The 13073-nt window shown below is 68.4% G+C and carries 5 protein-coding genes; all 5 read right to left on the bottom strand.

The genetic code is table 11. The annotated features are described in order from the left end of the window. Positions 1–23: 23 nt before the first annotated feature. The 5 genes from FPZ12_RS15655 to FPZ12_RS15635 all read right to left on the bottom strand — a co-directional run bounded on the left by FPZ12_RS15655 (position 24) and on the right by FPZ12_RS15635 (position 13070). Positions 24–5000: an NAD-glutamate dehydrogenase gene (locus FPZ12_RS15655; protein WP_144751273.1), complete on the bottom strand. Its 4977-nt coding sequence runs from the start codon at positions 4998–5000 to the stop codon at positions 24–26. A gap of 690 nt (positions 5001–5690) precedes the next feature. Next, positions 5691–8504 carry a hypothetical protein gene (locus FPZ12_RS46015; protein WP_243769873.1) on the bottom strand — a complete coding sequence of 938 codons (2814 nt, stop codon included), beginning with the start codon at positions 8502–8504 and terminating at the stop codon, positions 5691–5693. A gap of 193 nt (positions 8505–8697) precedes the next feature. Next, entirely contained in the window at positions 8698–10374 is a 1677-nt protein-coding gene (gene ettA / locus FPZ12_RS15645; protein ID WP_144751276.1) for an energy-dependent translational throttle protein EttA, read from the bottom strand. A gap of 119 nt (positions 10375–10493) precedes the next feature. Further along, a complete protein-coding gene (locus FPZ12_RS15640) occupies positions 10494–10946 on the bottom strand; it encodes a single-stranded DNA-binding protein (protein ID WP_144751279.1) in 453 nt (150 codons plus the stop codon). Positions 10947–11066: 120 nt separating this feature from the next. Continuing rightward, positions 11067–13070, bottom strand: coding sequence for a bifunctional copper resistance protein CopD/cytochrome c oxidase assembly protein (locus FPZ12_RS15635; RefSeq protein WP_144751282.1), 2004 nt, complete (start codon positions 13068–13070; stop codon positions 11067–11069). Positions 13071–13073: the final 3 nt, after the last annotated feature.

The raw sequence follows: 13073 nt of genomic DNA, 5'->3' as shown, positions 1-13073 counted from the left end.
GACCATCGCCACATACAACGGTTCTACCTCACTGAGCTCCGGAGCTGCCGCGCCGCCACGGACAGCGTCGCCAGGTCCAGCCTGCCCGATCGCTTGATCTCGTCGAGCGCGACCCTCGCCCGCGACAGCCGCGAGGCGTTCGCCTTCTCCCACTGGGCGATCTTCTCCTCCGGCGTGTCCTCGGAGTCGGTGTGCCGCAACGCGTCGAGCGTGATCGCGCGCAACGACGAGTACACGTCGTCCCGCAACGACAGCCGGGCCAGCGCGTGCCACCTGTTGCCGCGTTCGAGCGCGCTGATCGAAGTCAGCAGCTCGTCCACGTCCAGGTGCGCCGACAACGCGTAGTACAGCTCGGCGGTCTCCTGCGGGCTGCGCTCCGTCGCGACGCGCGCCTCCCGCTCCGCCAGCTCCGTCACCTCGATGATGTCGAGCAGGCCGTAGCTGTCGAGCAGGCCCGCGACCCGGTTCGCCAGCTTCTCCGGCACGCCCTGCTCGATCAACACCCCCGCCCGCTCGTCGACCGCTTCGATCTCGCGGCCCCACAACAGCGTGTTCAGCTGCGGAGCGAGCGCGCCGACGCTCTTGCCGAAGCGCGCGATCTCCGCGCCGACCGCCAGCGGCTGCGGCCGATTCGCGAGGAACCAGCGCGCGGCCCGATCGAGCAGCCGCCTCGACTCCAGCATCATCGCGTCGGCCGTGTCGGTGGACACGACGTTGTCGAGCGCGTCGATCTCGGCCCACAGCGAGTTGAGGTCGTAGACGCGGGTGACGATCGTGTACGCGCGGATGGCGTCGGTCGCCGTCGCGTTCATCTCCTCGGCGAGCCGGTACGCGTACGACACGCCCGCCCCGTCGACCACCTCGTTCACGAGCAGCGTGCTGATGATCTGGCGGCGAAGCGGGTGCGCGCCGATCGCTTCGGTGAACCGCTCCCGCAACGGCTTCGGGAAGTACTCCGGCAGCCGCCGGGCGAACACCTCGGCGTCGGGCAGCTCGCTGGCCAGCAGCTGGTCCTTGAGGTCCAGCTTCACATGCGCCAGCAACGTGGCCAGCTCGGGCGAGGTGAGGCCCTGGTTCGCCTTGTCCAGCTCACGGAACGCGTGCTTGCTCGGCAGCGACTCGAGCTCGCGGTCGAGCGCGCCCGAGGACTCCAGCTCGTTGACCAGCCGCTCGTGCACCGACAACATCGCCGCGGCGTGCGCGCGGCTGACACCGAGCACCGCGTTCTGCCGGTAGTTGTCGGCCAGCACGAGCTCGCCGACCTCGTCGGTCATCTCGTGCAGCAGGCTGTTGCGCTGCTCGCGCTCCAGGTTGCCGGTGGCGACGAGGTGATCCAGCAGGATCTTGATGTTGACCTCGTGGTCGGAGCAGTCCACCCCGGCGGAGTTGTCCAGCGCGTCCGTGTTGATCTTGCCGCCCGCCCTGGCGAACTCGATCCGGCCGAGCTGGGTCAGGCCGAGGTTGCCGCCCTCGCCGACCACCTTGGCGCGCAAGTCCTTGCCGTTGACGCGCACCGCGTCGTTGGCCTTGTCCCCGGCATCGGAGTGGGTCTCGGTCTCCGCCTTGACATACGTGCCGATCCCGCCGTTCCACAGCAGGTCGACCGGCGCCAGCAGGATCGCCCGGATCAGCTCGGCAGGCGAGAGGTTCGTGACGTTGTCGGCGAGCCCCAGCGCGCGGCGCACCTGCGGGCTGACCGGGATGGTTTTGGCGCTGCGCGGGAAGATCCCGCCGCCCTCGCTGATCACCGACCGGTCGTAGTCGTCCCACGAAGAACGGGGCAGCTCGAACAAGCGCTTGCGCTCGCGGAAGGAAGAAGCCGCGTCCGGCTCCGGGTCCAGGAACACGTGCATGTGGTTGAACGCGGCCACCAGCCGGATGTGCTCGGACAGCAGCATCCCGTTGCCGAACACGTCGCCGGCCATGTCACCGACGCCGACCACCGTGAAGTCCTGGCTCTGCGTGTCCACGCCCAGCTCGCGGAAGTGCCGCTTCACGCTCTCCCACGCGCCCTTGGCCGTGATGCCCATGGCCTTGTGGTCGTAGCCGACGGAACCGCCCGAAGCGAAGGCGTCGCCGAGCCAGAAGCCGTAGCTCGCGGAGACTTCGTTGGCGATGTCGGAGAACGACGCGGTGCCCTTGTCCGCGGCCACCACCAAGTAGGTGTCGTCCCCGTCGTAGCGGACGACGTCCTTCGCCGGGGCCGTCTTGCCCTCGATGAGGTTGTCGGTCAGGTCCAGCAGCCCGGAGATGAACATGCGGTAGCAGGCGATGCCCTCGGCGAGGTTCGCTTCGCGGTCCACGCCCGGGTCGCCCGTGGGGACCGGCGGGCGCTTCACGACGAAGCCGCCCTTCGCGCCCACCGGCACGATCACGGCGTTCTTCACCGCCTGCGCCTTCACCAGGCCCAGGATCTCGGTGCGGAAATCCTCGCGGCGATCGGACCATCGCAGGCCACCGCGCGCCACCGCGCCGAAGCGCAGGTGCACGCCCTCGACACGCGGCGAGTACACGAACACCTCGAACCGCGGCCGCGGCTCGGGCAGGTCCGGCACTCCCTGCGGGTCCAGCTTGAACGCGAGGTACGGGCGCAGCCCGCCCTCCTCGTCGGTGACCCGGTAGTTGGTGCGCAGGGTCGCGTTGATGACAGCCAGCAAGCGGCGCAGGATCCGGTCCTCGTCGAGGCTGGTGACCTCGTCGATCATTTCGGTGATCTCGGTGACCAGCGCGTCGCACTGGGCATCGGATTCCGGATCCGTGGTCAGCTCGAAGCGGTGCTCGAACAGGTTCACGAGCGCCTTCGCGATGTCCGTATGCGCCAGCACCGAGCTTTCGATGTACTCCTGCGAGTACGGCGCCCTGGCCTGGCGCAGGTACCGCGAGTACGCCCGCAAGACAGCGGCCTGGCGCCACGTGAGACCGGCGCGCAGGACGAGCGCGTTGAAGCCGTCGACCTCGCAATGCCCTCGCCACGCCGCGGCGAAGGCCTCCTGGAAGCGGACGCGCAGGTCCTGTTCCGCCTGCGCGGTCAGCTCGTCGAGCTCGCGCTGCCTGATCCGGAGGCCGAAGTCATAGATCCAGGAGCGGGTGCCGTCCTCGCGGTGCAGGTCGTACGGGCGCTCGTCGACGACCTCGACGCCCATGCGCTGCAACACCGGGAGCACCGCGGACAGGGTCACGCCCTCGCCCAGCAGATACAGCTTGAACCGCCGCTCCCCCGGCTCGGCATCGGCCGGAACGTAGAACGACATCGTCAGGTTCTGCTCGGGGGTCAGCGACTCCAGCTTGCGGAGGTCCGCCAGCGCTTCGATCGCGCTGAAGTCCTCCTTGTAGGCCTCGTCGAACACCGCGGCGTAGCGCTGACCCAGCTCGGTGGCCGACTCCTCGCCGAGCGGCCCGATCCCGGTCCCGCCTTCGCTCAGGCGCTCGCGCCGCTCGGCCAGCACGGCGTCGACCATGTGGTCGTCCCAGCTGCGCACAGCCGCGTTGAGCCGCTCCTGGATGTGCAGGGTGTCCGGCTCGATCTGACGCGCCGGGTCCGTGTGCACGGTGAAGTGGACCTGCGCGAGGGCTGTCTCGCCGACGCGCGTGCCGTACTCCAGGTGCGTGCCTTCGAGCTCCGCGAGCAGGACTTCCTGCATCGCCAGCCGCGAGCGCGTGGTGTAGCGGTCACGCGGCAGGAAGACGAGACAGGAGTAGAACCGGCCGTACGTGTCGCGGCGCAGGAAGAGGCGAAGGCGACGGCGGTCCGACAGCGTGATCGCGCCGATCGCCGTGGAGTAGAGCGATTCCCGGTCGGCCGAGAACACGTCGGCGCGCGGCCAGTTCTGCAGCACTTCGAGCATGCGCTGGCCGGAGTAGGACTCCATCGGGTAGCCGGCGTGGTGGATCACGTCCCGCACCTTGCGCGCCACGACCGGGATGTCCAGCACGTCCTCGTGCAGCGCGCTGGTGGTGAACATGCCGAGGAACCGGTGTTCGCCGGTGACGTTGCCTTGTTCGTCGAACGTCTTCACGCCGACGTAGTACGGGTAGACCGGCCTGTGCACGGTGGAGGGTGCGCTGGCCTGCGTGAGGACGAGCAGCTCGGGGACGAGCGCGTTCGCCGCCGCGTCCGGCCCCGCAGTGAGGCTGCGCGCGGCGAGGCTGTCCTGCCGCAACACGCCGAGCCCCGAAGCCAGCGAAGCACGCATCGCCGCCTCGTCATCGCCGGGCGGGCCCTCGACGAGCTCGTAGCGGCGGTAGCCGAGGAAGGTGAAGTGGCCGTCGGCGAGCCAGCGCAGCAGGTCACGGCTCTCGGTGACCTGCTCGGCCGGCATCGGCGGCGGGGCGGTGTCGAGTTCGTCGGCCAACTCGAGGGCGGCCTGCAGCATCTTGTCCGTGTCCTCGACGACCTCGCGGACGTCGGCCAGCACGGAGGTGAGGTAGGTGTCCAGCTCGCGGGCGCGGTTCGGGTCGGTGATGAGGTCGATCTCGACGTACATCCACGACTCGGTGGCCGAGCCCTCGGGGGGTTCGGCCGCGTCGGCGGTGGGGTGCAGTTGCAGCAGTTTGCCGGTGATGTCGCGTTCGAGGACGACGATCGGGTGCACCAGGCGCTGGACCTGGATGCCGTCCCTGGCGAGCTTGGCGGTGACCGAGTCGACCAGGTAGGGCATGTCGTCGGTGACGATCTGGACGACCGTGGCGTCGCGGGTCCAGCCGTCCTCGGCGGTGGTCGGGTTGAGCAGGCGGACGGCGGGCCTGCCGGGCACGCGCTGCTCGGCGAACTGGAGGTGGGACCGGACCGCACCGACGAGGTCGACCGGGTCGTCGCCGAGGATCTCTTCGGCCGGGATGTGGCGGTAGTAGAGGCGCAGCAGATCGGCTATGTCCGGCGCATGGTCGGCGGCGGCCTCGATCAGTTCGTCCCGGATCTGCTCCGGGCTGGCCGACCGCCGTTGCGGGGTTTCCCGCCCGGGGACCGCGTCGAGACGGGGTGAAACTCCTGTCGAGCTCATTTCAGGCAACTCTCCATCGAGCGTTGATCACGCTTGACCACGCCGAATCCTCCCACCTTAGTGTGGGGCGCGGCGTGTCTTCGGGTACATACGTTCGCACCGGCCGGGCTTCCGGTGCTGTGCAAAGCAAACATCACTGGGACAAGGGATCACCGTCCGTGCTGGACCGACGATCGGCCGTGACGCGGGACGCGCCACGGGAGGAGCGGATGGGGCCGCCGCAGGGACTGAGTCGCCGTCGGAGGCCGTCCCGCGCCCACGGCGGATTTCGGTGGCGGTACGGCATGGGCGACGGCAGAGCGTTCATGCACCTGGCCCCGGCGAACGAACGACCACCGCACCCGACCGCACCGATGTCGATGCCGGTGCCGATGGCAGCGAAGGCCGCGAAACAGCTTCTGGCACAACAGATCGACATGTCGTCAGTCGCAGCGCCGCCGGAACGGATCCCACTGCAGCAGGATGGCACGTCCCCGCCGAGTCGGCTCGCGCGGACCGGGAAAACGTGCGCCTGCCCGAAAAACCGCTCACCTCAAGGGGTTTCCGCGCGCCGGGGCACCGGACTGGACCATCTGAACCGATACCGCTGGCCGGCACAGGGAAAGTGGCGAAGGCTGACCGTCCATGCGGGAGCAAAAGCCACCTGTCCATCAAGCCGCGGGCGCGGTTCCGTCCGTACCGACGGGAGAATTATCCATCCGTGCGGTGACGGCCGTTGCCCGGGACCTCCCCGTTGCGGCCGTGCCCGTTGACCGGGCGCGGGTCACCGGCGCCCTGGTTCTCGAGCCGTTTGACCAAGGCGGCGGCGCTCGATGTCCCGGCCTGGTGTTCGGCCAGCGCGCGGGCAAGGAGGTCCGCGAGGCCAGCGTCGGGCGGAAGATCGTCGTCCATTGTAGACGGATGAGACCGCTCCACGCGGAAGGGTTCGCCGAGCCCGTCGTCCTCGATCACCGGGGTGCTCGTGAAGTGCGTTTCCGAGGTCGAGGAGGGCAGCTCTTCGCCGAAGTCCTCGAACGGCTCCAACGACGGAGGCAACCTCAGCCGCGGAAGCCAGTTCTCGTTGAGCGAGCTCCCCGGCAGCTCCTCGGTGTTCGAGGCGCCGCTGGCCGAGTTTTCAGCCCTCTCCGCGCGTGAGGCTTCGGCGTTCTCCGCGCCCGAGCTTTCCGCACTCCCCGCGCCCGAGTCTTCCGCACTCCCCGCGCCTGGCGCTTCTGCGTTCTCCGCGCCCGTGTCTTGCGCACTCCCCGCGCCTGAGGCTTCGGCGTTCGTCCCGTCCGCAGAGTCCGCGTTGGAGTCCGGTGTGGAAGCAGTCGCCTCCGTGTCCGCAACCGCCGCGTCGGCGGCGGCTGTATCGCTGCCGGTTGCGCCGATGGCGGTTGTGCCGGTAGCGGCTGTATCGCTCGTGGCAGCGGCTGTCTCTGCCCCTGCGGCAACGTCCGCGGCCGCCCCACCCGAGGCGGCCGCACTCGTGTCGGCCGCACTTGTGTCGGCCGCGCTCGTGTCGGCCGCGCTCGTGTTGACCGTGCCTGCGTTGGCCGTGCCTGCGTTGGCTTGGTCCGCGGTCGCTCGGTCTGCGGTCGACACATCCGCGGCTGCCGCAGCCTCCGGATCTGTCGTCGCCCGGCGACGACCGCCACCGGCACCGGCCGAAACCCCGAGTCGATCCAGCACGGATCGCGCCGCGACAGACCCATGCGCGGAGTCATGGCGCGTCTTCCGCCGCGAACGCTCCGACCGAGCATCCCGCTCCGTGCCAGCGGTCCTGCCGGGTGCGTCGAAGCTCTCGACGGCAGCACGCCCAGCAGCAGAATCCGTTGCAGCACCGGCCATGTCGACGCCATCCGCCGCCACGCGATCACCCGAGCCCGGATGCCCGGCCTGATCCGCGCCCGAACGCTCGACTCGGTCCGCGCCCGAACGCTCGGCCTGATCCGCGCTGAGATGCGCGGCTGTACCTGTCTGGCTAGCTGAGCCTGCAACGCCATTCGCGCCGTGGGGCGCGAAGACCGTGTCACGCCCGAGCCGCAACACCCGCTCTCCGTTCGCCGAACCGTTCCGTCCGAAACCGTTGACGTGCGAAGAGGCAGGCACAGCATCGGAAACGACCGAGATCCGCGGCGACGGCTCGTCCGCCGGAGCCGGCGCCAAAGGAAGGTCCGGTGGCACCGGCGGCGCCACCGTCACCGGTGCAAGCTTGATTTCCCGCGCGTCCGAACCGTTCCTCCGAGCGACCGATGGCGTGTCGCGCTCCTCGGCATGGCTCGACGCCTCCGAAACACCTTCGCCAGCACTAGCCGCGGCAGCGCTGCCAGCGTGCTGGGTCTTGTGCGCGGCCGCCGTGTGTTCAGCCGCCGTTTCCCGCGTCCCAGAGGACGGCTCTTCCCTTACAACGAAACGGTTTTCGGCCGACGCCTCGGCCCTTACCGGGGCGAGCTTGACCTCCGCCGCCGGTGCGGCGGCAGCGGCCGGCCCCGCCAGCGGCGCACCACTCTGCGGCGTCGCACCGAGAATGTCGTCGAGGTCCACCGCCGCGTGGCCGCCGTTGCCGAATTCGCCGGACAGCAATCCGACGGCCTGCCGGCGAGCACGCGTGTACACGTGCTCGGCCGCACGACTTTCCCGCAACGCGTTGATCGCCTCGGTGGGCCGTCCCAGCCGCTCCTCGACGTGGGCCAACTCGCCCCAAAGCCGCGTTGCCAGCCCAGGCAAGCCATGTCGTTCCGTGCTGTGCACACCGTCGCGCAACATCACCGCGGCGGCTTCGACCGAACCCGCAGGCAAGAGGATCCGTGTCGCCACAGCCATCCGCAGCCACCCCACCGGCGCGACCGAAGCGGGTCGCACCGGCTCGTCCAGTACCGGCTGGGCGATCTCTAGCGCGTTCTTCGAGTCGCCGCGGTCGAGCAGTGAACAAACCAGCTGGAGGATCAGCCGGATCCGGACCACTCCACCGTCGCAGCTCGGATCGTCGAGTTGCTCGAGCAGGCCCAGCCCGGTCCGCGCCGCATCAGCGGCACCCAGGACATCGGAGTGCCGACGCCGGTGCGCCGAAACCCCGACACGGACCAGCGCCCGCGTGAGCAGCCGCCCGTCACCCTCGAGCGTGTCGTCGCCGTTGCACAGTTGGTCCGCTTCGTTCAGCGCCCGGTCCACCTCGGGCTTACGCCCGAACTGGGACAAGCAGCCAACCAACTGGCACAACGCCGCTGCCTTGCCCGCGCCGGAGAATTCCGCCACGTCAAGTACCGGGCGCAACGCAGCCAACCCGGTCAGCGGCACACCCACACTTCGCGCACACAGCGCCAAGTCAGTCCGCAACCCGGCCGCCAGCACCGCATCCCCGAGATCCTCCGCCGCACGCAACACCGCGACGGCACGACCGACCGTTTCCGCCCGCAGCCCCAGCCGGACTCGCGCGGCCACCACGAGACTCTCGGCCCGCACCCACAGCTCGTCCGACCCGGCCGCCTCAGCCAGCGCGGCCGCGCGCTCGCCGAGGATCATGGTCAGTTCCGGCGCGCGCAGACTCAGATCGGCGGCCTGCCGCAGCAGGCTGTCGATCACAGGGTGCTGGCCGGTACCAGCCGCGCCCCATGCGCCGGAGTGCGCGGAGCGCGGGCTGGATCGGATGTGCTTGGTTGCTACCACTCGGGACTCCGCTTCAGTGTTGGCTCAAGCGTGCTCGCGGGCGCGCGGGTCAGTCGCGCGTCAACTTGCGGTGAGTCACCCGGTGCGGCCGCGCCGCCTCGGCTCCCATCCGATCGACCTTGTTCTTCTCGTAGCCTTCGAAGTTGCCCTCGAACCAGAACCACTTCGCCGGGTTGTCGTCGTCACCCTCCCAGGCCAGGATGTGCGTCGCCACCCTGTCCAGGAACCACCGGTCGTGGGAGATGACCACGGCGCAGCCCGGGAACTGTTCGAGCGCGTTTTCCAGCGACCCCAGGGTTTCCACGTCCAGGTCGTTGGTCGGCTCGTCCAGCAGGATCAGGTTTCCACCCTGCTTGAGGGTCATCGCCAGGTTCAGCCGGTTGCGCTCGCCACCGGAGAGCACCCCCGCCGGCTTCTGCTGGTCCGGCCCCTTGAAGCCGAACGCCGAGACGTAAGCCCGCGACGGCATTTCGGTCTGTCCGACGTGGATGTAGTCGAGCCCGTCCGACACGACCTCCCAAACCGTCTTCTTCGGATCGATGCCGGCCCGGTTCTGGTCCACATAGGACAGTTTCACCGTCTCGCCGATCTTGACCTCGCCCGAATCCGGCTTCTCCAGCCCGACGATGGTCTTGAACAGCGTGGTCTTGCCGACGCCGTTCGGGCCGATGACACCGACGATGCCGTTGCGCGGCAGGTCGAACGACAGGTCGTCGATGAGCAGCCGGTCCTCGAAACCCTTGCGCAGGTGCTCGACCTCGACCACCACGTTGCCCAGCCGGGGGCCCGGCGGGATCTGGATCTCCTCGAAGTCGAGCTTGCGGTTCCGCTCGGCTTCGGTGGCCATCTCCTCGTAGCGGTCCAGACGGGCGCGGGACTTCGTCTGGCGTGCCTTGGCGTTGGAGCGAACCCAGTCGAGTTCGGTCTTGAGCCGCTTCGCGAGCTTCGCGTCCTTCTTGCCCTGCACCTCCAATCGTTCCCGCTTCTTTTCTAGATAGGTCGAGTAGTTGCCCTCGTAGCCCACGACCCGGCCGCGGTCGAGCTCCATGATCCATTCGGCGACGTTGTCCAGGAAGTACCGGTCGTGGGTGACCGCGAGGACGGCGCCGGCGTAGCTGGCCAGGAACTGTTCCAGCCACAGCACGCTTTCCGCGTCCAGGTGGTTGGTGGGTTCGTCGAGCAGCAGCAGATCAGGCTTCGACAGCAGGAGCTTGCACAGCGCGACCCGGCGCCGCTCACCACCGGAGAGGTGGGTGACCGGCTCGTCCGGCGGTGGGCAGCGAAGCGCGTCCATCGCCTGTTCCAGCTGGGAGTCCAGCTCCCAGGCGTCAGCGTGATCGAGGTCCTCCTGGAGGCGGCCCATCTCCTCCATCAGCTCGTCGCTGTAGTCGGTGGCCATCTGCTCGGCGATCTCGTTGAAGCGGTCGAGCTTCACCTTGATGTCGCCGAGACCTTCCTCGACGTTGCCGCGCACCGTCTTGTCTTCGTTCAGCGGCGGCTCCTGCTGGAGGATGCCGACCGTCGCGCCCGGCTGCAGGAACGCGTCCCCGTTGCTCGGCTGATCGAGTCCGGCCATGATCTTCAGCACGGTGGACTTGCCGGCACCGTTCGGGCCCACGACACCGATCTTGGCGCCGGGGTAGAACGCGGTGCTGACGTCGTCGAGGATGACCTTGTCCCCGACGGTCTTGCGCACCTTTTTCATGGTGTAGATGAACTCGGCCATAAGGTCGATCGTAGAGCGGAGCGTTACGCGTCCGTACGCCGGTCACCATCCAACGACACAGAGTCAACCCCTGATCACCGGGAAGACACGTCGTGGGCCGGACCCACGACCACTGTTTTTCAGCCTGAAGCAAGCGGTTCGGACACCCCAACGAGCTGCTTCTCCCGCACGGATTCCGGACGCGCGAGCAGCTCCAGATCCAACTGCGCCGACGGGCGCGCCGACGCGGGGTGCACCGCCAGATTCAGCCCGACCGCCAATGCCTCAACCTCAGGTACAACGCGAGACTGCTCCCGCTCACCGCGGTCGTTGCTGTACAACCGGCCCGACAGGATCACCGGATCGCCTTTGCGGATCGCGAAGCTCACCGCCTCCGCGAGTCTTCGCCAGCATTTCACCCGGATCGAGAGATGCCTGCCCTCGACCCATTCCCCTTTTCCCTTGTCGTACCGGCGCTCGTCACTGCGCAGCCAGAACATGGCCAACTCGTGCCGCTGCGCGCCGACCCGGAGGCTCTCCACCTCGCTGACCACCGTGCCGACCAAAGTCACCGGAGTCTCGCCAATCGCCATCGCGGAAACCCTTCCCGTGTTCTCGTTGCTGACCGTGCTTCCAGCCTGCACGGACAGCACGAGTGCGGGAAAGACCCAATTGCCGTGGCTGTGGACAACCGGGGGTGTGTGGACAACTCGTCAGGGCCGAGGCTTGCCCTGCTCCGCCAGCTGTTTGAGCATTGCGTTGTACGCGGCCAAATCCGCGTCGCCCGTGACCTCTTCACGGCGGTCGTTCCGCTTCGCCTCACGCTCATCCGCTCGCGCCCACTGCACCAGCAAGGCGATCAGCACGAGCAGCACCGGCACTTCACCGGACGCCCAGGCGATGCCCCCGCCCAGCCGCTGATCCGCGAGCAGATCGGTGACCCACGGCAGGTTGAGCTGCTGGTAGAAGGTCTCGCCGATGATCGTCTGCTTGGACATCAGGATCACGCCGAAGAACGCGTGGAACGGCATGGCCGCGAACATCATGCCGAGCCGGCCCAGGTGCGGCAGCCGTCGCGGCGCGGGGTCGATCCCGATCACCGGCCAGTAGAAGACGTAGCCCGACAGCAGGAAATGCGCATTCATCACAAGGTGTGCCCAGTGATAGTTCAGCGCGGTGTCGAACAGACCAGAGAAGTACAGAACGTAGAAGGAGCCGACGAAGAGGAGGAGCGCCACCACCGGATGAGTGAGTACCTTCGCCAGGGGCGAGCGGACGAACGCCAGTATCCATTCTCGTGGCCCCGGCGGGGATTCCTTGCCTGCGGCGGGAAGCGCACGCAGCGCCAGTGTCACCGGCCCGCCGAGCACGAAAAGCACCGGAGCGACCATGGACAGCAGCATGTGGCCACCCATGTGCACGCTGAACATCGCGGGCGAGTACTTGCCCAGCCCCGAAGAAGTGGCCATCAGCAGGACGAAACAGCCGAGCAGCCACGCAACCGTGCGTCCCACCGGCCAGCTGTCACCGCGCCGGCGCAGCCGCAGCACACCGGCGATGTACAACCCGGCGAGTACGAGCGCGGCCGTGCCGTAGACCAGATCGAAGCGCCAGCTGAAAAGCAGCCGCAGCACCGTCGGCGGACCGGGCAGGTTGTAGCCGATCAGCAACTCGGTGGTGGACGGCTGGGTGATGGCGTCCTCGGGTGGTGGCGTGCGCGCGAGCGCAGTCGCGATCCCGATGGTCACGAACATGATCAGCAACTCGACGGCGGCCAGTCTCAGCAGCTGCCCGCCGCCCTTGCCGTCGACCAGATCACGTACGCCACGAGTGCGCTGCTGCTGCCCGAACACACCGAGTACGAGCAGCGCCACCACCTTCGCGACCACAAGCAGTCCGTAGTCGGTGGTGAAGAGGTCCCCGAGCTTGATCCGGACCAGGGCGTTGATCACGCCGGAGACGGCCATCACGACCCAGCAGACCAGAGCGACCTTGGAGAACCGCGTCGCGGCCAGCTTCAGGTGATCACCGCGCCGCCAGCCGTGCGCGAGCAGCGCGAACAGGCCGCCGACCCAGATCGAGGCGGCAACCAAGTGGTAGAGCAGGCTGTTGGTCGCCATGTCGTGCGAGCCGCCGCTTGCGGAGTGCCCGGTGACCGCCACCGGCACCAGGCCGAACACGGAGACGAAGAACAGGACCGCCGTCCAGCCCCACGACAAGGCCAGCCTGCAGCCCAACGCCAGCAGGAGCGCGACCGCCGCGGTGATCAGCCAGGCCTTGGGCTGCTCGATCGCATCGATCAGGTCGAGGAAGGTGTCCGGGACGAAAACCTCGGTAACCGGTTTGCCCGCCCCGTCCGCGGCCGTGAAGAACACGGAAAGCATCGCCGCGAAGAACCAAACCCAGGCGGCTGTTCCGGCGGTACGAAGCGCGGCGTACCCGTCTCGCGCGACCGTTCCGGAGGACTGCGGCGGCACAAGGAAAGCAGCGAGCAGCAAGGAACCGACGCACACCACCGAGGCCGCGTCGGCCAGGACACGCACCACCCCGAGGCCGTAGTGCGTCAGCACCCCGGGATCGGGCAGGCCCGCGATCACATAGCTCGCCCCGCCGGACATGGCGACGAGAGCTACCGCGATGACAGCCGCGAGGACCACGCTCACCGCCAGCAGCGGCAGCACGCTGACCTTTCGCCGGGAGGAAACTTCGGACTCCACGGC

Origin of the sequence: Amycolatopsis acidicola (assembly GCF_007713735.2) — a bacterium.
Lineage (GTDB): Bacteria > Actinomycetota > Actinomycetes > Mycobacteriales > Pseudonocardiaceae > Amycolatopsis_E > Amycolatopsis_E acidicola.
This window is presented reverse-complemented; position numbering and strand designations above follow the sequence as displayed.